Source organism: Brevibacillus ruminantium (assembly GCF_023746555.1).
Classification (GTDB): domain Bacteria; phylum Bacillota; class Bacilli; order Brevibacillales; family Brevibacillaceae; genus Brevibacillus; species Brevibacillus ruminantium.
In genome coordinates this window covers 3863443-3885672 of record NZ_CP098755.1, presented here as the reverse complement: position 1 = coordinate 3885672, position 22230 = coordinate 3863443, and the positions used below count along the sequence as shown (strand labels likewise).

Below are 22230 nucleotides of genomic sequence, written 5' to 3'. Positions count from 1 at the left end.
AGGAAGGAAAATGAGCACAGCAGAACACAAAGCGAAGGCACCCAAGCAGGTTGGATGCATGGTTATTACGGTGTCGGATACAAGAACAGTGGAGACGGATAAAAGCGGTCAATTGATGAAGGAGATGCTGCTGGAAGCGGGACATTCTCTCCAGCAGTACCGGATCGTAAAAGACGAGCCTGCCGAAGTGACGGCTGCGATTGAGGCGGGGATCACTGATCCTGCGGTCCAGGTGATCTTGATAAACGGCGGAACCGGGATTTCTCCGCGTGACAATACCTTTGAGGCGGTACGTGAATTACTGGAAAAAGAAATGCCTGGCTTTGGCGAGCTGTTTCGCATGCTCAGCTTCACGGAGGACATTGGTTCGGCTGCCATACTCAGTCGTGCGGTGGCAGGTGTCCGACAGGGAAAAGCGATCTTTTCCACTCCGGGCTCGACGGGTGCGGTGCGGCTGGCGATGACCCGTTTGATTGTACCGGAGCTGGGGCACGTCGTCAGGGAGCTTACAAAGTAACGATTTGGGGAGCATCTGCGCATCCCTTTGGAGACGATCTTTATTTGCTGCACGGCACTCCCATGTGATACTGTAACAGAAGGCAAAAATGCCTGACCCTTTGCCGGGAGAATGAAGCAATTGAAAATTAGCAGGCAGCTCAGCTTGCTATGAAGGTCGCAGGACAGGGTCGAGATTGCTTACAAGAGGAGTACACGTACGAATGAAAATATTGCTATCCACGTTAAATGCCAAGTTTATTCACTCGTCTTTGGCTTTGCGCTATTTGCGCAGCTACACCAGACCGACGTTTCCCGATATTGAGATGGCCGAGTATACGATTAATGATGTGACCTTGAACATCGTCGCAGATATATACAAGCGGCAGCCGGATATTGCCGCTTTTTCCTGTTACATCTGGAATATTCGAGAGACGGCTGATGTTATCGCCAGCCTGAAAAAAATCTGTCCTGACCTGCCGATTATCCTGGGAGGACCCGAGGTGAGCTACGATGCCGATCACTGGCTGAAGCAGCACCCCGAGTTCGACGTGATCGTGCTGGGAGAAGGGGAGCAGACTTTTCTGGAGCTGATGAAAGCGTATGACGAGGCCTTCCGTACCGGCGAGCCTCCGCGGCTGAAAGAGGTGGCAGGTATCGCCTACCGGGAAGGAGAGCATATCCGTTTCAGTGCGCCGCGTCCCCAAATTGAGGAGCTGGACTCTATTCCTTCCCCTTACGAAGACGATCTGGACGAGCTGAACAACCGCGTCGTCTATTTTGAGGCGTCCAGAGGTTGCCCGTTCAAGTGTCAATACTGTCTCTCCTCCATTGAGGACGGTGTACGCTATTTTGGACTTGATCGGGTGAAAGCAGATTTGCTGCGCCTGATCAATCACGGCGTCAAAACAATTAAATTCGTTGACCGCACCTTTAATATCAATAAAAAGTACGCACTGGAGATTTTTCAGTTCCTGATCGACAATCACAATGGAACGGTGTTTCAATTTGAGATCACAGCCGATATTTTGCGCGCTGACGTCCTTGATTTCCTGATTGAGAATGCCCCTCCCGGAATTTTTCGCTTTGAGATCGGCGTTCAGTCAACCAATGACGAGACCAACAGACTCGTACAGCGAATCCAGCGCTTTGATCGGTTGGCCAATACCGTGACCAAGATTAAAAACTCAGGGAAGATCGATCAGCATCTCGATCTGATTGCCGGATTGCCCGAAGAGGATTATCAGTCATTTCGTCAGACCTTCAATGACGTGTTTGCGCTGCGGCCGGAAGAGCTTCAGCTCGGCTTCCTGAAGATGCTGCGCGGGACGGGCGTTCGAGCGAGGGCAGCCAATCACGGATATATTTTTATGGATCAGGCACCCTATGAAATCCTCGGGAACAACGTACTGTCCTTCGGAGACATGCAGCGGATCAAGCGAGCGGAGGATATACTGGAGAAGTACTGGAATGCCCATCGCATGGACCACACGCTGGAATGGCTGGTAACGCGAACATTTGCCACGCCGTTTGATTTCTTCCAGGAATTCGGGGATTACTGGGAAGAGCAAGGGTGGAGCCGGATCGGGCATCAACTGGAGGATCTGTTTCTCCGTTTGCGCCTTTTCCTGGAGAACCGGGGGACGGAGCAGATGGATCACATCCTCAGCTTGATGAAATTCGACTATTTGCGAAACCAAAAGCATCGGCCACGGAGGCTCTGGTGGGAAGATATGCTGGATAAATCTGAGCTCCAGGGACTTCATCAGGCGGTAGCAGACAAGCAGCATGAGCTTCGTGCGGATTTTGCCCGCCATGCAGCCTCAGAGAAAGAGTATTTCAAGCATACGCTGCCGGCACTGGTTTCCATTGATCTGGAGAAATGGGAGCAAACGGGCGAACTCATTCCCGGTGCTTATGTGCTGGTCGTATATTATCCCTATCAAGAAGGTCAGGCTAACTCCTATACGGTTGTTCATCAGAAGGAGGTTCGCTCAGGCAAGCTGGGCTAAAGTGAACGGATCTCCCTGAAATCGTAACTTTATGGTGAGTGGAACTGTATTGGTAATGGAGTACATGTAAAAACTGCCGCTCGTTCAATTGAAAGCGCTGAGCGGTGAGAATAGGGGATTTTACGTCATGGAAATCAACCTGTTGATGTCGATAATCGAGCAATACGGCTATTTTGCCATTTTCTTTTTGCTCTGGCTGGGCATTGTCGGTCTGCCTATTCCGGACGAATTGGTTGTGGCTACGGGGGGATTTCTAGCTTCAATAAATATACTGAACCCGCTCTATGCGTTTCTCGCTGGTTATTTTGGGGTGGCATCCGGTTTGACGATCGGATTTTTGCTGGGTAAATTTTTTGGCAAACCGATCCTGCAGTGGTTGTCCAAGAGTGAGAAGATGAGACATACCGTGGCGCGATCCACGGCCTTGCTGGAGAAATACGGTACGCTCGCTTTGTGCTTCAGCTACCTGTTCCCGGTAGTCCGTCACGTGGTTCCGTATATTGTAGCCATGAGCGGAATGAGTTATCGCCGATATGCCATCCTTTCTTATCCGATCGGTTTGATCTGGACCGCTGCCTTTTACTACATCGGCCATATTTTTGGCCGCAACGTTGAGGGGATCATCGGAATGATCCGCTCCTACGGCCTGTATGCTCTTCTGGTCCTGCTTATTCTGCTCGTCGTGGGGTATGTGGCCCGCCGCTTTTACCTCGCCAATCGGACATTCCGGGCAAAAGGAGAGTAGCGATGAAACAACGGTTTTTATCCGCCTATCGGCGGGCGCGAAACGGGGTGCTTGCAGCATCCTGGCTGTTGATCGGCTATGGCTGGTGGAGCAGTCAGATGCGATGGCTGTTGGTCGGCGGACTATTGCTCAATCTGTACGCAGCCGTCATGATGGCCAAGGATAAGCAGTATGCGAAAGAGGGACGGTTCCGCATTCCCGAGTCGAGCCTTCTACTTATTGCCGGGCTGGGAGGCGCCGCCGGTACCTGGGCTGTCATGATGCTGTATCGCCATAAAACCAAGCATCCGTCCTTTATGATCGCCGTCCCGCTTTTTTTCATCATTCAGATGGTTCTTCTTGTATTTGCCTTTCTAAATCGTTGAGAGATGCGAACAAGTATCCCTTCCGCTTTGGAAGGGTTTTTTGTGTTCATAATACTGAACCTCTTATTCTCATGTTGAAAATAAGAGTGAATCTCCTTTTTTTGGAGATACTATCCTCATCCTTGATAAAGGAGGGCGAGTGATGAGTCAGTTCTGGAAGGCGTGGGAAGAACGAAAAAGAAGCCAGAAGCAACGCAAGCTCGACAAGCATTCCTTGAAAAGTATGGAGAGTATTCCCGAAACACGCCTGTCCTCCAGTCTACAAGACAACCTCTCCTTGTTTGAGGCGCAGTTGGGGAATAGTGATGATTTCGTGATTCGGCGATTTCAGGTAAAAAGCGGCCAAGAAGCCGCTATTCTATTCATTGAAGGGATGGTAGACCGCGAAATAATCAACAATTATATTATTCGCTCGATGACTTCGACGAACCTCTCGATGACGGGACCTGAAGTCAATGAGCTGGAATCTACCAACCAATTGCGGCAAGCCATACGCAATATCTTGACTGGCAACTCGGTTCTGCTATTGGATGGCCAGGACACGGCGTATTTAAACAATACGTGCGGCTGGGATCGACGTGGAGTCGAAGAACCAAAGACTGAGTCAGTCGTACGGGGGCCGCGCGACGGGTTTTCAGAGACATTGACTGTCAACTCGGCATTAATCCGTACCCGTTTGAAAGACCCTAATTTGCACCTCAAGCATTTTGTCGTCGGACAGCGGACGCAGACCGATGTGCACGTCATGCACATTCAAGGCATTGCGCACCAGCCCATTGTTCAGGAAATCTACCGAAGAATCGAGAGTATCAATATCGATGCGATTCTAGAGAGCGGCTATATTGAACAAATAATCCAGGACCGGCGCTGGTCCCCTTTTCCGCAGATTCAGAATACAGAACGGCCTGACAAGGTTGTGGCCAATCTGTTGGAAGGAAAAGTGGCAATTCTCGTTGACGGCACTCCCTTTGCACTGATTGCGCCAGCAGTTATCTCGCAGTTTTACCAGAGTCCTGAGGATTACTATGAACGGTTCTATATTGCTACGTTTATCCGGCTTATTCGCGCTACGAGTGTGATCATCGCGCTATTGCTCCCTTCCCTTTACATCGCATTCAGCTCGTTTCATCCGGAGATGATTCCATCACGGTTGTTGATCGCCATGGCAGCAGGGCGTTCAACTGTTCCGTTCCCTTCTGTCGTAGAAGCGATCATCATGGAAATGGCCATTGAGATTCTGAGGGAGGCAAGCGTTCGGCTGCCGGGTCCAATCGGACCTACCATCGGTATCGTCGGGGCTCTGGTAGTCGGAGAAGCAGCCGTTTCGGCCGGACTGGTCAGTCCCATCATGGTGATCATTGTCGCACTCACCACGATTGGTTCGTTTGCCACGCCCAGTTATAGCGCGGCCATCGCGATTCGGATGCTTCGATTTCCGCTGATGATTTTGGCGGGAATGTTCGGGCTTTATGGGATTATGCTCTTTCTGATCATCATACTGATCCATCTTGCGTCACTCAAATCATTTGGTGTCCCGTATATGACACCGTTCAGCCCAGTCAACCTGCTGGGGCTGCGCGATTATATCATTCGCGCGCCCTTGAACTGGATGAAAAATAGACCTGCCATGTTCCATCCAGAAGATGAGAAGAGGTCGAAAGGAGGGTGGCGTTCATGAGCCATGGTGGTGGAAGCAACAGGCCGAATTCGCTCTCCCTCTGGCAGATGACATGCTTGATCACCAGCACCTTGATCGGGGTGGGCGTACTGACACTGCCTCGGACAACGACATCGAAGCTGTATGAGGCTGGCTGGATGGGTCCATTGATTGGGTCTGTCCTTCCGTTTCTGTCCATTCTGATCATCGCAGTATTGAGCCGTCGTTTTCCGGGGCTGACATTCGTTCAATACAGCCGGATCATTTGGGGCGGCAGCAAGCATCCCCGATTGGGCCTTGTTCTGAGCCTCCCCTGGATCTTTGCCTTTTTGACGGTTCTCTATGTGACAACCGGGATCACCGCACGCATGTTTGGAGAGGTGGTCGTTACGGCCGTCCTGTTGGACACGCCACTCGAAATGATCATTATTACCATGTTTGTCCTTGCGTTCATTTTGTGCATGCATGAAACGGATACGGTTGCGCGGGTAAACGAAATTCTCTTTCCGTTGATTCTTTTTCCCGTTCTGTTTATCGCGATCGCCTCCTTTCAAAAGGCGGAGTGGAATCACCTGATGCCACTGATAAGAGTACCAATGCATACGCTGCTTAAGGGCTCGTTCGAAGCCAATTTTTCCTATCAGGGTTATGAGATTATGCTCATCTTTTTTGCTTTTGCCCATGAAAACACGAGTAAAATCCGGTCGGGGATCTATGGGATCGGCATCGCTGTCTTTGTCTACCTGTTAATTGTGGTAGCGGGAATCGCCGTCTTTGGATACGAAGAGCTGCAGCGTGTAACCTGGCCCACACTAGAATTGGTCAAGACGACACAGGTGCCCGGACTGATCCTGGAGAGGCTCGAGTCTGCTTTTCTGGCTGTTTGGGTGGCTGCGGTTTTTACCACGGTGGCCAACGGGTATTACGCCATGATCTACAGTTTGCGCCAGTTGTTTCACAGAGGGATCAGGTTCCAGAGAATCCTGGCGATTGTTCTGATGATCCCCCTGTTCTTCCTTGTACTTCGGCCCCAAAATATTATCGAAATATTTAAAGTTACAACTGTCGTTGGATATACGACAGTATGGGTGTCTTTTTTTTCTCCGTTGATACATTTAGTGGTGCTGTTCTTTCAAGACCGGAGAAATAAGCTCAACAAGGAGGGGACGGCTGGTGGGTAAGGTCTGGTCCCGCATCTGTTGTCTGCTTCTTTGTCTGCTGTTGCTAGCTGGTTGCTGGGATCGACGTGAGCTGGAGGAAAGAATATCGGTCGTCGGCATTGCCATTGATTTTGCCAAGGGAAACGAGGATTTGTACAAGATCACGATCCAGGTTCCGATCCCGTTAAAGATTGCCGGCAGCACGGGCAAGGGAGGAGGGGGCAGTGCAGATGCTGTACGGATCATGAGCGTGACAGGACGAACCATTAAAGAGGCGACCAACAATATCCAGCAACGGCTGAATCAGCGGATATTCTTTGGACATACGAGGGTACTGGCGATAAGTGAAAGTGTCGCGAGGAGAGGAACAAAGGAAATTATTGACAGCTTTCGGCGGGACCCGCAGATTCGCCGACTATTGTGGCCGATTGTAGTGAAGGGTGAGGCGGCGGCACTGCTCGAAATCAAGCCGAGGCTGGTGCAGATCCCGGTCGTCTACATCATGGAGATGATTGAGAACGGCAGACGAATCGGCCTGATACCCAATCAGACGATGGGTGATTTCTATATCCAGACGACCAGTGATGCCATGGAAGCGATGCTGAATTATGTAGAAGTGAAGGATGATGAAGCGAGCTGGAAGGGAGTGGCGATCTTTCGGGGATACAAAATGGTGGGGAATCTAAACGAGATCCAGACCTGGTCACTGCTGCAGCTGCGGGATCGAAAACGCGGGGGAGACGTCGTGATTCGGCTTCCCGGAACAAAGCATGGCTACGTGACCTTTCGTCCGCATTTCGTCAGAACCAAACTGGATATGCAGGGAGGCCTTCTCGGCGAAACAGATAAGTATCGTGGTCATGCCGCCTCCTATCATTGTGTCGTACAGGGAGACATTATCGAGATGACGTCAAAACCCGATGTCCCCAAGGAAAAAATGATCGCGATGCTGCAGGACTTGATTAAAAAGGAAATGGAAAACCGTGCGAAAAAATTGTTTCATCAGTTACAGGATGAGCATAATAGCGATGTCCTTAAACTAGGTCTCGCTCTCCATGCCCATCATTATTTCGATTACTGGGTAGAACACAAGTGGCTGGAGGACTTTAAAGACTTTCCGATAAAAGCTACATATACGATCAAGCTGCGCCGGTTGGGCATGGAAATGTACTGAAAGCGAAAGGGAGAGACCCGAGGTCCCTCCCTTTTGAGCATGCTTACACGGGGCGGTCTGTTTGCGCAGGAAGATGCTCTGCAATAGTTTGCACCATTTCTTTCCGGCTGGAGGCATCGCTGTTTTGCCATAGCACTTCAAAAAGGACACCTAGCCCGGGAAGCGTTTTTTCCTGACCGCTTGTGATCGCATCCTTGATGGTGTCTTCCACGGCACCGGCGTCAGAGCCCTGCATCTTGTACATGATCGCCTGGCGGAGGTTCAGCGCAGCAATGTTCATGACGGGAGATCACCTCGTTTTTCATATGGATTGCACCCCTAGTATTCGTCTTTCCAGGCTGGCTCATACCTGTTTTTGAAGCCAGCCCATGATGTGTTATAATGCTTGGTATTCATCAGTCTGTCATGCAGGAAATTTGGTCAATTTTAAGCGGCCCAAAAAAGAAGGAGTGGAAGAGATGTCCAAGCAGTTTGCCATTATCGGCATGGGCAGGTTTGGTTCCAGTGTCGCCCGGACTTTGTACGAAATGGATTACGAGGTCATGGGAATCGATGAGGACGAAGAGCGAATCAATGAAAATATCCAGTTTGTCACACATGCGGTTGCGGCTGATTCAACCGATGAACGGGCACTGAGAGAGATTGGTATCCGCAATTTCGACGTCGTTGTCGTTGCGATTGGCGCCGATATCCAGGCGAGTATTTTGACTGTCTTGATCCTAAAGGAGATGGGTGTAAAAAAGATCGTCGCCAAAGCTCAAAACGAGCGGCATGGACAGGTTCTCTATAAAGTCGGCGCCGATCGTGTCGTATTCCCTGAGCGGGATATGGGGGTTCGTGTGGCTCACAATCTGATTTCGGCCAATGTCCTTGACTTTATCGAGCTGGCGGAAGATTACAGTGTGGCAGAGGTCGTGGCTTCTTCGAAAATGCTCGGCAAAAACCTGCGTCAACTGGACCTGCGGGCTCGCTATGAGGTGAACGTCATTGCGATCAAGAGCGGGGATAAATTTAACATCGCCCCCAGCCCGGATGAGGTCATCCAGAGCGGGGATGTACTCGTTGTGATTGGCAACAACAAGCATCTAAAAACGTTTGAGGAGCAGGATTAATGCGTCATGAGCTGATTACCTCCGTCCAAAATCCGCTGGTCAAGCGCTTGCACCAGCTCTTGGACCGCAAAGGCAGGGAGGAGCAAAATCGCTTTTTGGTAGAAGGTGCGCATTTGGTGGAGGAAGCGCTAAACAGCGGGGCCGGGGTAGTTACGGTGCTGTATGATGAACAGCGCGAAATCGATCCGGCCTGTCTGCGCGCTATCGAAAAGCGGCAAACGGAAATCGAAGTGGTGGCGGTATCTGCTGCTGTGCTGGCCAAGCTGACAGAAACCAAAAATCCGCAGGGAATTGTTGCGGAAGTGAAAAAAAATACACGCGATTGGCAAGAATGGATGGAAAGCGCGGCGAACCGGGATTATATGCTTCTTTTGCTCGATGAAATCCAGGACCCGGGCAATCTCGGCACGATTCTGCGAACGGCGGAAGCTGCTGGCGTGGATGGTGTTGTTCTCGGGGCAGGCAGCGTGGATTTGTACAACGGAAAAGTAATCCGGTCGACAATGGGCGCCTTGTTTCGCCTGGCTGTTTTTGTACGGCCGCTTCCCGAGGCGATTCAGAAAGTACGTCAGCAGGGGGGCCGCATCCTGGTCTCCTCGCTCAAAGAAAACAGCCTCGCTTATCACGAGGCTGCATATGGCGGAAAAGTGGCACTGGTGATCGGCAACGAAGGACGAGGAGTCTCCACGCAGGTCGCTGATCTTGCCGACAGTTATGTACATATTCCGTTGTATGGTCGGGCAGAATCATTAAACGCGGCAGTCGCAGCCGGTATCCTCGTTTACGAAGCCCAGCGACACCGCACCTTCCCTCCAGCTAACTGATCATGGCCACTTGCGGCTGCTTTTTCTTTTCCTTATATTCTTCGCGCGCCTGGGCCCATTGATCTTGCGCCATTTGTAAAATGCCGGTTTCAATGGTGCGGTTTCTGAATTCCAAAGCGTGGGAGAAGTACTGGATCGCTTTGTCGTATTGCTCGATCCGGCGCATCAAATCGCCGATCAGATACAAAATGCGAACTTCTGACATTTCCTTCTCGCCGCGGGTATAATCGGAATGGATATAGGACTGTTCATATTCATGGACCGCAATTTGAAGAAAGCGTCTTTCCTCGGCGGCATTGGCAGTGAATCTGTAAAGCCAGGCCAGGCGCAGATAGAGTCCCGCTTTGACGGAATGGACCTGGTCGGTCAGCTCTGCTGCGTAAATCGCCAGCTTGTAAGCTGCTACGGCTGCTGGCAGGCTGCGAATCCCGCCCAGTTCTTTTGGGGTCCATTTTGCGGAAATCAGTTCACTTACCAGCTTTTTTTGTCCGGGAGCCAATCGCTCATCAAACAGATCCGTAAAGGCAAAACCGCAGGATGGGCAAACATTGACTGTATACAAAATCGGGTTAAGTGCCTGCTCCTTGAAGTAGGTGCAAAAATCACTGTCCCGCTTCAACATGGAAAGTGATCCGCTGCGTACCCGCTTGCTTGAAAAGGCGGCTTGACAGTGAGGACAACTTAGATTTTTGTCATAGAGAGCTGTAATTTGTTCGATCATGCCAAAAGTCCCCTTTCAAAGAGGGTGTTTCGTAGGAGAAATTCCGAACCATATACAACATTTGTAGAATTGAAAGTTCCCTCTGGTTGCGCTATAATTTTCCTACAACTTCATTATAACGGAAAGCGATGACAGAGACTAGTACGCAGGACCTATGGATTTACAGGGAGGAGATGCCGCTGACTGAAAGCATCCCAAGCCAAGTCTGCCGAATTCACTCTGGAGCTGTTCCCTGAACCGTTTCTGAACTAGGAACATAGTAGGGGGAAACCGGGGCAACCCGTTATCATGATCGAGTGAAGCAAAGCTTTTTTCGGCTCTGCTTAACAAGGGTGGTACCGCGAGTAATGACTCGTCCCTTAGGGGGCGGGTTTTTTCTTTTTTTCAAAAACATGTAGAAGGAGCGATCAAACGTGCAAACGCGGTTACAGGAAATGAAGCAATCCGCCTTGGCCCAGCTCGGCCAGGTCGCGGAGGCAGCGCAGCTGCAAGAGCTGCGTGTGAAATATCTAGGAAAAAAAGGAGAGCTGACAGAGCTGCTGCGTGGCATGGGCAGTCTCATCCCGGAAGAAAGGCCAGTGGTAGGGCAACTGGTCAATGAAGTACGAACTGCACTAGAGGACGCCTTCGCAAACAAACAAGCCTCCCTGGAGGAAGCGGCGCTCACGGCCAAGCTGACGTCCCAATCCATTGACGTGACCTTGCCGGGCCGCCCTGTGCAGGCAGGAACGATGCACCCTCTCTCCCGCATCATTGAGGAGATCGAGGATATTTTCATCGGGCTGGGCTTTGATATCGCTGAAGGGCCAGAGGTAGAGCTGGATCATTTCAACTTTGAAATGCTCAATCTGCCCAAGGATCACCCGGCTCGCGACATGCAGGATTCTTTTTACATCACCGAGGAAATCTTGATGCGTACCCATACGTCACCCGTACAGGCGCGCACCATGCTGAAAAAAGAAGGCAAAGCGCCGGTGAAAATCATCTGTCCGGGAAAAGTGTATCGCCGCGATGATGACGATGCGACTCACTCCCACCAGTTCACGCAGATCGAGGGACTTGTCGTAGACAAAGGCATTCGCATGAGCGATCTCAAAGGGACGCTGCTTACTTTCGCCCGTCAGATGTTCGGAGCCAATCAGCAGGTCCGCCTACGTCCGAGCTTCTTCCCTTTCACGGAGCCGAGTGCAGAGGTTGACCTGCAGTGCTTCAAATGCGGCGGAGAAGGCTGCCGCGTCTGCAAACAGACAGGCTGGATCGAAATTCTCGGGTCGGGCATGGTGCACCCGCGCGTACTGCAAATGGCTGGCTACGATCCGCAGGAGGTCAGCGGCTTTGCCTTTGGTATGGGCGTAGAGCGAATCGCCATGCTGAAATACGGCGTAGAAGACATTCGCCATTTCTATACAAATGATGTCCGGTTCTTGAACCAATTTAACCGATCCTAGAAAGGAGAGTCGTATCAGAGATGAAGGTATCATATCAATGGTTGTCGGAATACGTGGATTTACACGATATCACCCCCCACGAGCTGGCGGAAAAGCTGACCCGCAGCGGGATTGAGGTAGATGCGGTGGAATCCCGCAACGCTGGTGTTTCCAAAGTCGTGGTCGGCTATGTAAAGGAAAAAAGCAAGCATCCTGATGCAGACCGGCTCAATGTGTGCATCGTCGATGCAGGGCAGGGAGAAGACTTGCAAATCGTCTGCGGAGCAGCCAACGTTGACCGGGGACAAAAGGTGCCGGTAGCCTTGGTCGGAGCAAAATTGCCAGGCGACCTCCAGATCAAGCGCTCCAAACTGCGCGGAGTGGAGTCGCAAGGGATGATCTGCTCGGCGAAGGAACTGGGACTCAACGACAAGCTGCTGGCCAAAGATCAGCAAGAAGGCATCATGGTGCTGCCGGAGGATGCAGAGGTAGGCATGGACGCGGTTTCTTACCTGGGCATGGATGACCATGTGCTGGAGCTGGGACTTACTCCAAACCGCTCCGATTGCCTCAGCATGCTGGGTGTCGCATATGAGGTCGCGGCGATTCTCGGCCGGGATGTCATTTTCCCGGAGATTGCAATCGTGGAAAACGGCGGGCAAAATCCGGTTCAGGTGGAGATCGAGGCAAAAGACGAATGCTATCGATACGAGGGGCGTCATTTTACGGATGCCAAAATCACCAGCTCGCCGCAGTGGATGAAAAACCGCCTGATGGCTGCCGGTGTTCGTCCGATCAACAACGTGGTGGACGTGACCAACTATGTCATGCTGGAATACGGACAGCCGTTGCACGCCTTTGACGCAAACATGGTCAAAGACCGCTCTATCGTGGTAAGGCTGGCAGAAGAAGGCGAGAAGCTGGTCACGCTGGACGATCAAGAGCGCTTGCTGGACAGCCAGACTCTGCTGATTGCCGATCGGCAAAAAGGCCTGGCAATCGCCGGTGTCATGGGCGGTGCCAACTCCGAAATTACACCGGAGACCAAGGAGATTATCCTGGAGGCAGCCTGGTTCACGCCACAGACTGTTCGGAGCACGTCCAAGAAGCTCGGTATGCGCACAGAAGGATGCGTACGTTGGGAAAAAGGTGTCGACCAGGCGCGCGTGGTGGAAGCTGGCGAGCGGGCAGCTTACCTGATTCAGCAGCTTTCCGGAGCCAAGGTTTCCAAGGGGATTGCAGAAGCCGTGGTTCAAGAGCCGACACCAGCAGTAGTGACGATCACGCTGGAAAAAATCAACCAACATTTGGGTACCTCCCTGACAGCTGATGAGGTAACGCCGATTTTCCAACGTCTCCAGTTCGCATATGAACAAAACGGCAATCAATGGGTAGTGACCGTGCCGACTCGCCGTGGAGATATCACATTGCCGGAAGATCTGGTCGAAGAGGTAGCTCGTCTTCACGGCTACGACAATATCCCGACCACTCTTCCAGAGGGAATGACAACGCAAGGACAATTGACGCATGATCAAAAGATTCGCCGAACTATTCGCCATCACCTCATTGGCGCGGGGCTGAATGAAGCGATTTCGTATGCGCTGGTCCATCCGGAAAAAGCAGAAGAGGTGGCCGGCTTGCATCGTACAACGGTCAAGCCGATCGCACTGGCCATGCCGATGAGCGAAGAGCACAGCGTTCTGCGCACCAGTCTGATTCCGAGTCTGCTGGCAACCGTCTCTTACAACAAGAACCGGCAAAACCATAATGTCGCCATCTTCGAGCTGGGAAGAGTCTTCCTGAGTGAGGAAGCCAACCTGTCCCAACTCCCTGAGGAGCGCCTTTACCTGGCGGGTGCATTGACTGGGCAATGGTTCAAAACCAACTGGATGGCGCAGTCGCAAGTCGTTGACTTTTATTTGGTAAAGGGTCTGATTGAATCCCTGCTTACCCGTCTCGGCATTGCGGGAGCAGAGTACCGGGCAGTCTCCACACTGGCGGGCATGCACCCGGGCCGTACCGCCGAAATCTGGGTGGGTGACAAACATCTGGGCTATCTGGGGCAGGTCCATCCGGCTACCGAAAAAGCATACGATCTGTCGGAAACCTACGTCTTCCAGTTTGATGCAGAAGAGTTGATCCGTGCAGCCGCTCCGGTTGGCCATTACCACCCGCTTCCGAAGCATCCTGCCGTGACCCGCGACCTGGCACTCGTAGCAAACCGCGACCTGCCAGCCCATACACTGGAAGCTGTGATACGCAAAGCAGCGGGTGACCTGCTGGAATCCCTGACGCTGTTCGATGTGTATACAGGCGACCGGATTGCTTCCGACAAAAAGAGCATGGCCTTCTCCCTCGTTTTCCGTCACCCCGAGCGGACCTTGCAGGACGAAGAGGTGCAGGAGCTGACACAGGCTGTCGTAGAGGCGCTGAAGAACGAAGCGGGCGCCGAGCTCAGAATGTAAGCAGAACTTGACGAAACCTGACATTTTCAGTAACCTAAATTGGGATGCATTGGTACGGAAAATAGGTACGGAAGTCTCACAGTAGGGTTTGAAGGAGGAAGCCTTCGTGCAGGGTGACGGGAAGAATCGGTTGACGGTTGACATATACGGGCAGCAGTATCGCTTGAGTGGAAAGGCAAGCGTGAACCACATTCGCATGGTGGCCGGGTTCGTTGATGATAAAATGAATGAGATTGGAACAGGCAACCATCGTCTGGATACGGCCAAAATCGCTGTACTTGCCGCAGTTAACATCGCAGACGAATACTTCCGGTTGCGAACCGAGTACGAAGCGTTGCTGAAGATGCTTCAGGAAGATGCAAACGAAACCTGATCGGTAGTGAAAAGAGGGGCTCTGGCCTCTCTTTTCCCTATTGTCAGCCGCCGTGCAAACAGGCCGGAGAGGAGAGCGACTGATGAACAAAGAAGCGCTGGTTGAGGCAGCAAAAAAGCTGTCTCTGACAGAAAAGAATGAAAAACTAGGCACGATTCTTCAAGAAATGGGCAGCGCCTTGGTTGCCTTTTCAGGAGGTGTGGACAGCACCTTTTTGCTTGCACGCGCCGTCGAGGTGTTGGGGGATTCGGCGATTGCGGTGACGGCCGCTTCGGAGACATTTCCGACCAGGGAATTCGAAGCCGCCAAGCAACTCGCCAAGCAGTTAGGTGCCAGATTTGTCACGACGGAGGTTCGTGAACTGGAAAATCCGAATTTTGTTTCGAATCCGGTCAACCGCTGCTTCTACTGCAAAGACGGCTTGTATGAACACTTAGGTGAGTTGGCTTTGCAAAATGAATGGAATGCAGTGATTTGTGATGGCGCCAATATGGATGATTTGGGGGATTACCGCCCAGGCCGCGTAGCCGCTGTTCAACGCGGTGTACGCAGTCCGCTTCAGGAGGCTGGATTTTACAAGGATGAGATCAGGCAACTGTCCAAAGAAATGGGGCTTTCGACCTGGAACAAACCTTCCTTTGCCTGCCTTTCCTCGCGAGTACCCTACGGCTCCACGATCACCTTGGAAAAGATCGACCAGATCGATCGGGCAGAGGGCTATCTGATGAGCCTGGGCTTTCATCAGGTGCGTGTCCGGCATCATGATACCATTGCGCGGATTGAAATCAGTCCGAATGAGTTTGAACTATTGCTCCAGCATCGTGACCAGATTGACCGCACGCTGCGGGAGATTGGATTTAAATATGTGACGCTTGACCTCTTTGGTTACCAAACGGGCAGTATGAACGCAGTACTGCAGACGGATGTGAAACAGACACATGGATAATCTGAAAACGATTCTTCAAGATCTCCAGGCGGGCAAACTTGATCTTGACCAGGCTGCCGAACTGATTCAGGGAAGTAGTCGGTTGGACTACGCTACACTTGATCTGGATCGAAAGCGCAGGACCGGTTTTCCAGAGGTTGTATACGGAGCAGGGAAAAGCGCGGAACAGTTAGTGGGCATATTTTCCAGGCTGCGAGAGCATCAGGAGCTGGTACTGGCCACGCGGGTCAGCGAAGAACAGGCGGAAGCGGTACAAAGCTGCTGGGCGGATGTACAGTATGTCAAAGAGGCACGGATGCTGATCAGCGCAAAAACACCCTTGGAACCAGTACGTGAAGGCTATGTGGCGGTTGTCGCCGCAGGAACTTCAGATTGGCCGGTGGCGCAGGAGGCTGCCTGGACTGTCCGCTGCTTTGGCAGCGAGGCCAGAGTGATTGCGGATGTAGGCGTGGCAGGAATCCATCGACTGTTTCAGCGTTTGGATGAGATACGGGGAGCCTCCGTCATCATCTGTATCGCAGGTATGGAAGGAGCGTTGGCCAGTGTATTGGCTGGTCTGGTGGATAAGCCTGTGATTGCGGTTCCTACCAGCGTGGGATATGGAGCCAATTTAGGCGGAATAGCCGCCCTTCTGACTATGCTCAACTCATGCGCGAATGGTGTATCCGTAGTCAATATCGACAATGGCTTTGGTGCCGGGTATTTGGCTGGAATGATCCACAGACAGAGTGCATCTTCATAAAGAAAACAAGAGCCAACCGATCTGGTTGGCTCTTGATCTATCCGCTTGATTTAAGTTTCTTGCCTTTTGCCGGCATCTCCGTCACGCAAATCCATGTGCGTTTTGATCGGGATAAACAGGTCGATAATCCCGATGACCAATGAGGCAAGCAGTGCTCCCAGAATCGTCACGTAAAATCCGGAGACGATGAATTGGGTGAGATAAATCACTACTGCGCTGACAAGAAAACCAACAATTCCGCGGTTAAATGGAGAGATGCGATCACCGAAGAACGCTTCCACGACCCACCCTAGCAGTGCAATCACCACTGCCGCAAATAGTGCGGTCCAGAAGCTGTTTACAGAAAAACCGGGCACCAAGAAACCGACGAACATCAGTACGACAGCAGCAACCACAAAACGGATAACGTGGCGCAATATCGTCATGTGTATGATCCTCCTTTGCAGATGTTGATTCCTTATCATTTTGGCTTTTTTTTAGGAGAACTATGCTGAGGGAAAGGCGTTAAATTATTCATGTGCCCATCCCCGTGATATAATAGTTGGTAATTGCTTGTTTCAGGGCAGAAAAAGGAGGCACATTCGTGGAACAGCGGGTTTTAAAAACCTTGGAATACGAGAAAATCATCGCGTTGCTGATGGATAAAGCGACGTCCATATACGGAAAAGAATTAGCCGAAAACCTGGTCCCGTTTTTGCGGCTTGAGGAAGTGAAAGCTGCTCAGCAGGCCACTCAGGAGGCAGTGACGGCTCTCCGCTTAAAGGGGAGTGTTCCGCTCGGGGGCATCAGGGACATTCGCGGAGCCATTCAAAGGGCTCGTTTAAATGCCATGCTCGCTCCCATGGAATTGCTGGATATCGCCGGTACAGTAGGGGCGGGACGCCGTCTTCGCCAGTTCTTGCTCGATCTTTGTGAAGACGAGGCTTTGCCCATGCTGCAGTTTCAGGCAGAGCGCATCGAGGGGCTGCGTGACCTGGAGACAGAAATCCGCCGATGTGTCGATGAGAATGGCGAGATTGTCGACGGGGCCAGCCAGGAATTGCGCCTGGTCAGACAGGAAATCCGTCAGCTGGAGGCGCGGGTCAGAGAAAAGCTGGACCAGATGACGCGTTCATCCTCCTATCAAAAAATGTTGATGGAAAATATTGTCACGATTCGCGGAGATCGCTTTGTGATTCCCGTCAAGCAAGAGTACCGCCACGTTTTTGGAGGAATCGTTCACGATCAGTCTGCCTCGGGTGCGACCTTGTTTATCGAGCCAGAGGCGGTAGTGGCGATGAACAACAAGCTCCGCGAGCTTCGTCTGCGCGAGGAAAGAGAAGTGGAGCGTATTCTTTACGTCCTCACTGAGCTGGTCGCAGTGTCCATCGATCCGTTGAAAGAAAATATCGAAGCGCTTGCCGAACTGGATTTCATGTTTGCCAAAGCTCAGCTTTCCGGTGCCATGAAAGCGGTTTGTCCGCGCGTCAATGACGAAGGCTACATGCGGCTGCGAAAAGCTCGCCATCCGTTGATTCCCATGCAAACCGTCGTTCCGGTTGACGTAGAGCTGGGAGGCGCATACAGTGCAATTGTCGTCACGGGACCAAATACAGGGGGGAAAACCGTATCCCTGAAAACAGTAGGTCTCCTCTCTTTGATGGCGATGGCGGGTTTGCAGATTCCGGCAGAGGAAGAGAGTGAGGTTACGGTCTTCTCCTCTATTTTTGCCGATATTGGGGATGAACAATCGATTGAGCAGAGCCTGTCAACGTTTTCCAGTCATATGACCAATATTATCCACATCCTCGCGTCCATGGATGACCGCAGTCTTGTCCTGTTTGATGAATTGGGGGCAGGAACTGACCCGACTGAGGGCGCCGCGCTGGCCATGTCAATTATTGATCATGTGATTCGCAGCGGAGCGAGACTGATTGCGACAACACACTACAGCGAGCTGAAGGCATACGCTTATGACCGATCCGGTGTCATAAATGCCAGTGTCGAATTTGATGTGGAAACACTGCGCCCGACGTATCGTTTGCTGATCGGTGTCCCAGGACGGTCCAACGCGTTTGCCATTGCCAAACGGCTGGGACTCCCGGAAGCAATTATTGAGGACGCCAGAAGCTCGATCAGCGAGGAAGACAATCAGGTGGAAAGCATGATTGCTTCTTTGGAGCGCAACCGAAAAACAGCGGAAGCGGAACGCAAGACGGCTGAGGATTTGCGTCGTGAAGCAGAGCGTCTGCGTGAGCAGCTGGAAGAGGAACGGGCACGTTTTGCCCAGGAGAAAAATAAACTTTTGGAAGAAGCCGAAGAAGAGGCGCGCATTGCTGTCCAACTAGCCAAAGAAGAGGCTGAAGCGGTGATCCGCGAGCTTCGGAGCATGATGAAAGAAGGCGTGGAGATCAAAGAACATCGTTTAATCGATGCTAAAAAGCGCCTGGGCAATGCCGTCATGGAGCTGGAGAAGGAAAAGGTGAAAAAGCCGGCAAAAGCGGTGAGAGCCACCCAGATCAAGGCGGGAGACGAGGTAATGGTCAACAGCTTCGGCCAGAAGGGTACTGTTCTGGAGAAGGTTGGCGGCGACGAGTTCCTGGTCCAGATCGGGATTATGAAAATGAAAGTAAAGCGGGATGACATGAATGTGCTTAGCTCCTTTAAGGCGCCGCAACAGAATGTAGAATATACAGCTGTCAAACGGAGCCGGAGCACGGTAAAAATGGAGCTGGATTTGCGCGGCTACAATGTGGAAGACGGAATTCGCGAGATTGACCAGTATTTGGACGAAGCATTGCTTGCCGGTTTTCATTCGGTGTCGATTATCCACGGTCATGGCACGGGGATGCTGCGCAAAGGTGTGCATGAGTATTTGCGTCAGCATCGCAGCGTTAAATCGTTTCGCCTTGGTGGACAGGGCGAAGGGGGCGTAGGTGCCACCATCGTCGAGCTGAGATAAGTCTTGTTGGACGGGGGTACAGAATGGAGCATTTGCTGCACAATCCTTATTTTGGGACATTTGCTTATTATACGGTAACCGGTTTGGCCATGATTGTCTTTCTCTCCGTATTTGAACTGGTTACAAAATATCATGTGTGGCAGGAATTAAAGCGAGGCAATCTCGCCGTCGCCATGGCGACCGGCGGCAAGCTGTTCGGGATCGCCAATATCTTTAGTTATTCCATCCAGCACCATGATTCCATCGGTCAGGCACTGGCCTGGGGAACATTTGGGTTTTTCCTCTTGCTCGGCAGTTATTTCATCTTTGAATTTATGACACCCAGCTTCCGGGTTGATGAGGAGATCGGCAACGATAACCGGGCGATCGGTCTGATCTCCATGGTGCTCTCCATCGGATTTTCATTTGTCATCGGCGCCAGCCTTACGCGGTAGCGCGGGGCTGGGGCTCCGTTTTCTTGCCGTTGAAGCATTTTCAATTGGGGAGTATAATTAGAGCTTGGTAGCATGTATCGAGCAGGAAATGAGGAGGCGTGGCCTTGGAGACGTTGTACAAGGTCCTCATCGTTTTATGTGTAGTCTTTATCGCGGCGGGGATATATTATCTGTCGTAGGGGCTACGGATTGACTCATAAACAGAGACGTGAAAGAGGAGATACAAAATGACTCAGCCAATACGCGTTGCTGTTGTCGGTTTAGGGTTTGTCGGATTGCCACTCGCACTGACCTATGCCCTGAAAGGGGCCCACGTGGTTGGAGTGGACGTCATGCCCCATGTCGTCGATGAAATCAACAAAGGGCATTCTCACCATCTGGAATCCTATCAAGGCAAGACTCTCGCGGAGATTCTGCGTGAGCAAATCGACGCAGGCCGGTTCCGGGCGACCACTTCGTATGAAGAGGCAGCAGCAGAGGTTTCGCATTACATCGTAACCGTCGGACTGCCTGTCTTCAACGGCGATCCCGATCTCGGTCCTTTGAAAAGCTGTGCGGAGACACTGGGGAAAGTGCTGAAAAAAGGCGATACCGTCATGATTCGCAGCACTGTTGTCCCGGGTACGACAGAAGAAGTGATTCAGCCGATTTTGGAAGAAGCAAGCGGTCTTCGGGCGGGCACAGATTTTTATCTCACCTACTGTTCGGAGCGCATTGCAGAGGGACGAGCGTTTGAGGAGTTTATTCACATGCCGCTGGTCCTCGGTGGAATCAACGAGGAGAGCGCGAACCACGGAAAAAATCTGCTTTCCTTTATCAGTGAAACAGAGATCACCATTTCCGACATTCGAGTGATTGAAGCGGCGAAGGTGATTGAAAATATCCAGCGCGACGTCAATATCGCGATGGTGCAGGAATTTGCCCGCTTTGCTGAATCCTTTGGCATTGACACCTTTGAAATGATCCGGATTGCGAATACACATAAACGTGTAAACCTTTTGACACCGGGACCGGGTGTAGGCGGTTTCTGTCTGCCCAACGCCCTGTATTACCTGCAGCCAAAAGCGAGGGAACTGGGTGTTCCGCTCCCACTGCTGCAGATGGCCCGTACCACAAATGACAGCGTGCCTTCTGTTCTGGTCAACATGCTGGAAAAAGCATTGCAGGAAAAAGGAAAATCGCTGGCTGGCAGCCGTGTCACTATTTTCGGTCTGGCGATGAAGGATTACTCCAATGATGATCGAGTCAGTCCTGTCCAAGATCTGATCCGGGTGCTGCAAACCAAGGGTGTAGAGGTTCGTTCCTATGATCCGGCGGTGCCAACCCACTACGACCACAAAGCGGCTACGCTGGAAGATGCGGTCAAGGGAGCAGATGCTGTCATGCTGACAGCCGTTCAAAAGGAATTTGAAGAGCTGGATTGGACAAGCGTCATCAATCAAATGAGTCCGGAACCAATCCTCTTTGATGCCAAAAACCGCATCCCGCGTTCGCTGGATGAGAAGGTTTCCGTCGTGCGCATCTAACAAGAACAGGCCCCACCGGTTGAAAAATGCCGGCAGGGCCTGTTTGTTTTTATTGATCGGTTACCCTTTGATCCATGTACATAAACTCCCAAAGATGACCGTCGATATCTTGAAAACTCCATGCGTACATAAATCCGTGATCCATCGGGTCATTGGAGGCAAGTCCGCCTGCCGCTAACGCCTTATTGACGATCTCGTCCACTTTCTCTTTGCTTTCAGCGGATAAGGCCAAAATCACTTCTGTGCCTTTCGTTGCATCGACCATTTCTTTTTTGGTAAATGTCTTGAAGAAATCTTCCACCAGCAGCATGACAAAAATGTCTTCACTGACGACCATACAGGCTGCGTTGTCATCAGTAAATTGCGGGTTAAAAGTAAAGCCAATCGCTGAAAAAAAGTCCATGGATCTTTTCAGATCCTTCACAGGCAGGTTGACAAAAATTTTCTCTGCTTGCAGTCCCATTTTCCATCACCTCATCATTAGCATGTCGTGCTATTAACCGATTCTATACCTTTCACAAGCGTCAGATGCTAGTGTATGAAAGACTCCCTTCATGTCTGGTTTTCTGAATAATTGCTATTCTAGCACATGGTGAAGGCAATGATTTCTTACAGATTGCGAATTTGGTGCTTACTTGCCTAAACATGCGAAAGAGGTTCGAAAAGAGGCTCCACCGGTGGTGGAAGAAGCGCACCCCTTATAATGGACATTGGAAAACCCACTGGGCTTCCGATTACATTGTAGGGAGGTGTATTTTTTAGCGATTAAAGGGTAAAAGTTCAAGGTCTTACACAAATGATGTGAAAAAGAGGCAGTTCTGTTTCATATAAGGCGAAGTGAACTTGCCGTCATAAATTATCTACTCAGCGGTTATTTTCCTTGCCAAAGATGGCCATTGGTACGCCCAACACGAAAAAAGCAATTCCCAAATACAAAGGCAATTTACCAACATCCTCTATTGATGATTCAAAAGAAAAATAACGCCAATTTGGCCCTAAACTGAGAATGGCGACCGTAATATATTGTGCAACTACGAGAAAGGCACCAATAAAACAAAAACAAATTCCTGTTGTAATTCTCCCCATTGTAAATCCCTCCCTTTTTTTATAT

General features: G+C 51.3%; 22 protein-coding genes and 1 other annotated feature. Of the genes, 17 read left to right on the top strand and 5 right to left on the bottom strand.

The features are described from left to right. Positions 1-10 precede the first annotated feature (10 nt). From NDK47_RS19295 to NDK47_RS19265, 7 genes are all read left to right on the top strand, one after another. Positions 11-517, top strand: a complete 507-nt coding sequence (locus NDK47_RS19295) for a MogA/MoaB family molybdenum cofactor biosynthesis protein (RefSeq protein ID WP_251871401.1) — start codon at positions 11-13, stop codon at positions 515-517. Positions 518-719: 202 nt separating this feature from the next. After that, on the top strand, positions 720-2507 hold the full coding sequence (locus tag NDK47_RS19290; protein WP_251871400.1) for a B12-binding domain-containing radical SAM protein: 1788 nt from the start codon (positions 720-722) through the stop codon (positions 2505-2507). 127 nt (positions 2508-2634) lie between these two features. Then, complete coding sequence (locus NDK47_RS19285; RefSeq protein WP_251871399.1) at positions 2635-3252, top strand: DedA family protein; 618 nt, start codon at positions 2635-2637, stop codon at positions 3250-3252. A 2-nt stretch (positions 3253-3254) separates the two neighbouring features. Beyond that, positions 3255-3617 carry a DUF1294 domain-containing protein gene (locus tag NDK47_RS19280; protein ID WP_251871398.1) on the top strand — a complete coding sequence of 121 codons (363 nt, stop codon included), beginning with the start codon at positions 3255-3257 and terminating at the stop codon, positions 3615-3617. A 142-nt stretch (positions 3618-3759) separates the two neighbouring features. Next, on the top strand, positions 3760-5295 hold the full coding sequence (locus NDK47_RS19275) for a spore germination protein (RefSeq protein WP_251871397.1): 1536 nt from the start codon (positions 3760-3762) through the stop codon (positions 5293-5295). Next, the gene (locus NDK47_RS19270; protein ID WP_251871396.1) at positions 5292-6455 is read left to right on the top strand and encodes a GerAB/ArcD/ProY family transporter; all 1164 of its coding nucleotides are present in this window, start codon (positions 5292-5294) and stop codon (positions 6453-6455) included. Before NDK47_RS19275 ends, NDK47_RS19270 begins: the two co-directional genes overlap by 4 nt. After that, positions 6448-7608: a Ger(x)C family spore germination protein gene (locus NDK47_RS19265; RefSeq protein ID WP_251871395.1), complete on the top strand. Its 1161-nt coding sequence runs from the start codon at positions 6448-6450 to the stop codon at positions 7606-7608. Before NDK47_RS19270 ends, NDK47_RS19265 begins: the two co-directional genes overlap by 8 nt. A 43-nt stretch (positions 7609-7651) precedes the next feature. Here NDK47_RS19265 and sspI read toward each other — a convergent pair whose 3' ends face one another. Further along, a complete protein-coding gene (gene sspI, locus NDK47_RS19260; RefSeq protein WP_251871394.1) occupies positions 7652-7888 on the bottom strand; it encodes a small acid-soluble spore protein SspI in 237 nt (78 codons plus the stop codon). A gap of 178 nt (positions 7889-8066) precedes the next feature. Here sspI and NDK47_RS19255 point away from each other — a divergent pair, with 178 nt between their 5' ends. Then, the gene (locus NDK47_RS19255; protein ID WP_251871393.1) at positions 8067-8720 is read left to right on the top strand and encodes a potassium channel family protein; all 654 of its coding nucleotides are present in this window, start codon (positions 8067-8069) and stop codon (positions 8718-8720) included. Beyond that, entirely contained in the window at positions 8720-9544 is an 825-nt protein-coding gene (gene rlmB, locus NDK47_RS19250; protein WP_251871392.1) for a 23S rRNA (guanosine(2251)-2'-O)-methyltransferase RlmB, read from the top strand. Before NDK47_RS19255 ends, rlmB begins: the two co-directional genes overlap by 1 nt. Here the strand turns inward: rlmB and NDK47_RS19245 are convergent. Continuing rightward, positions 9537-10265: a DUF2225 domain-containing protein gene (locus NDK47_RS19245; RefSeq protein ID WP_251871391.1), complete on the bottom strand. Its 729-nt coding sequence runs from the start codon at positions 10263-10265 to the stop codon at positions 9537-9539. The two genes, rlmB and NDK47_RS19245, sit on opposite strands and share 8 nt — an antisense overlap. Before the next feature lie 119 nt (positions 10266-10384). Beyond that, positions 10385-10628: a binding site (T-box leader), on the top strand. 50 nt (positions 10629-10678) lie between these two features. Between NDK47_RS19245 and pheS the strand changes: the two genes are divergently transcribed. The 5 genes from pheS to larB all read left to right on the top strand — a co-directional run bounded on the left by pheS (position 10679) and on the right by larB (position 16218). Next, on the top strand, positions 10679-11713 hold the full coding sequence (gene pheS, locus NDK47_RS19240) for a phenylalanine--tRNA ligase subunit alpha (RefSeq protein WP_251871390.1): 1035 nt from the start codon (positions 10679-10681) through the stop codon (positions 11711-11713). A gap of 20 nt (positions 11714-11733) precedes the next feature. Next, positions 11734-14157: a phenylalanine--tRNA ligase subunit beta gene (pheT, locus tag NDK47_RS19235; protein ID WP_251871389.1), complete on the top strand. Its 2424-nt coding sequence runs from the start codon at positions 11734-11736 to the stop codon at positions 14155-14157. Between the two features lie 106 nt (positions 14158-14263). Further along, complete coding sequence (gene zapA / locus NDK47_RS19230; protein ID WP_251871388.1) at positions 14264-14530, top strand: cell division protein ZapA; 267 nt, start codon at positions 14264-14266, stop codon at positions 14528-14530. An 82-nt stretch (positions 14531-14612) separates the two neighbouring features. Next, positions 14613-15476 carry an ATP-dependent sacrificial sulfur transferase LarE gene (gene larE / locus NDK47_RS19225; protein ID WP_251871387.1) on the top strand — a complete coding sequence of 288 codons (864 nt, stop codon included), beginning with the start codon at positions 14613-14615 and terminating at the stop codon, positions 15474-15476. After that, on the top strand, positions 15469-16218 hold the full coding sequence (gene larB, locus NDK47_RS19220) for a nickel pincer cofactor biosynthesis protein LarB (protein WP_251871386.1): 750 nt from the start codon (positions 15469-15471) through the stop codon (positions 16216-16218). The genes larE and larB overlap by 8 nt, the downstream gene beginning before the upstream one ends. 50 nt (positions 16219-16268) lie before the next feature. On the opposite strand, the gene NDK47_RS19215 is transcribed toward larB, so the two are convergent. Then, entirely contained in the window at positions 16269-16643 is a 375-nt protein-coding gene (locus NDK47_RS19215) for a phage holin family protein (protein WP_251871385.1), read from the bottom strand. Positions 16644-16801: 158 nt separating this feature from the next. Here NDK47_RS19215 and NDK47_RS19210 point away from each other — a divergent pair, with 158 nt between their 5' ends. The 3 genes from NDK47_RS19210 (at position 16802) to NDK47_RS19200 (ending at position 21119) form a co-directional block, all read left to right on the top strand. Beyond that, positions 16802-19159 carry an endonuclease MutS2 gene (locus tag NDK47_RS19210; RefSeq protein WP_251871384.1) on the top strand — a complete coding sequence of 786 codons (2358 nt, stop codon included), beginning with the start codon at positions 16802-16804 and terminating at the stop codon, positions 19157-19159. Positions 19160-19182: 23 nt separating this feature from the next. Next, positions 19183-19593, top strand: a complete 411-nt coding sequence (locus NDK47_RS19205; protein ID WP_251871383.1) for a DUF350 domain-containing protein — start codon at positions 19183-19185, stop codon at positions 19591-19593. Between the two features lie 227 nt (positions 19594-19820). Then, positions 19821-21119, top strand: coding sequence for a nucleotide sugar dehydrogenase (locus tag NDK47_RS19200; protein WP_251871382.1), 1299 nt, complete (start codon positions 19821-19823; stop codon positions 21117-21119). Positions 21120-21168: 49 nt separating this feature from the next. On the opposite strand, the gene NDK47_RS19195 is transcribed toward NDK47_RS19200, so the two are convergent. Then, positions 21169-21582 (bottom strand): VOC family protein, encoded by a 414-nt coding sequence (locus NDK47_RS19195; protein ID WP_251871381.1) that lies wholly within the window; start codon positions 21580-21582, stop codon positions 21169-21171. Positions 21583-21983: 401 nt separating this feature from the next. Next, positions 21984-22205, bottom strand: a complete 222-nt coding sequence (locus NDK47_RS19190; protein WP_251871380.1) for a hypothetical protein — start codon at positions 22203-22205, stop codon at positions 21984-21986. Positions 22206-22230: the final 25 nt, after the last annotated feature.

Coding starts and splice junctions, on each gene's coding strand:
- NDK47_RS19195 (WP_251871381.1), bottom strand. CDS start 21,582: ATGGGACTGCAAGCAGAGAAAATTTTTGTCAACCTGCCTGTGAAGGAT.
- NDK47_RS19270 (WP_251871396.1), top strand. CDS start 5,292: ATGAGCCATGGTGGTGGAAGCAACAGGCCGAATTCGCTCTCCCTCTGG.
- pheT (WP_251871389.1), top strand. CDS start 11,734: ATGAAGGTATCATATCAATGGTTGTCGGAATACGTGGATTTACACGAT.
- NDK47_RS19200 (WP_251871382.1), top strand. CDS start 19,821: ATGACTCAGCCAATACGCGTTGCTGTTGTCGGTTTAGGGTTTGTCGGA.
- NDK47_RS19245 (WP_251871391.1), bottom strand. CDS start 10,265: ATGATCGAACAAATTACAGCTCTCTATGACAAAAATCTAAGTTGTCCT.
- rlmB (WP_251871392.1), top strand. CDS start 8,720: ATGCGTCATGAGCTGATTACCTCCGTCCAAAATCCGCTGGTCAAGCGC.
- NDK47_RS19275 (WP_251871397.1), top strand. CDS start 3,760: ATGAGTCAGTTCTGGAAGGCGTGGGAAGAACGAAAAAGAAGCCAGAAG.
- NDK47_RS19295 (WP_251871401.1), top strand. CDS start 11: ATGAGCACAGCAGAACACAAAGCGAAGGCACCCAAGCAGGTTGGATGC.
- NDK47_RS19190 (WP_251871380.1), bottom strand. CDS start 22,205: ATGGGGAGAATTACAACAGGAATTTGTTTTTGTTTTATTGGTGCCTTT.
- NDK47_RS19255 (WP_251871393.1), top strand. CDS start 8,067: ATGTCCAAGCAGTTTGCCATTATCGGCATGGGCAGGTTTGGTTCCAGT.
- sspI (WP_251871394.1), bottom strand. CDS start 7,888: ATGAACATTGCTGCGCTGAACCTCCGCCAGGCGATCATGTACAAGATG.
- NDK47_RS19280 (WP_251871398.1), top strand. CDS start 3,255: ATGAAACAACGGTTTTTATCCGCCTATCGGCGGGCGCGAAACGGGGTG.
- NDK47_RS19215 (WP_251871385.1), bottom strand. CDS start 16,643: ATGACGATATTGCGCCACGTTATCCGTTTTGTGGTTGCTGCTGTCGTA.
- NDK47_RS19290 (WP_251871400.1), top strand. CDS start 720: ATGAAAATATTGCTATCCACGTTAAATGCCAAGTTTATTCACTCGTCT.
- larE (WP_251871387.1), top strand. CDS start 14,613: ATGAACAAAGAAGCGCTGGTTGAGGCAGCAAAAAAGCTGTCTCTGACA.
- larB (WP_251871386.1), top strand. CDS start 15,469: ATGGATAATCTGAAAACGATTCTTCAAGATCTCCAGGCGGGCAAACTT.
- NDK47_RS19285 (WP_251871399.1), top strand. CDS start 2,635: ATGGAAATCAACCTGTTGATGTCGATAATCGAGCAATACGGCTATTTT.
- NDK47_RS19205 (WP_251871383.1), top strand. CDS start 19,183: ATGGAGCATTTGCTGCACAATCCTTATTTTGGGACATTTGCTTATTAT.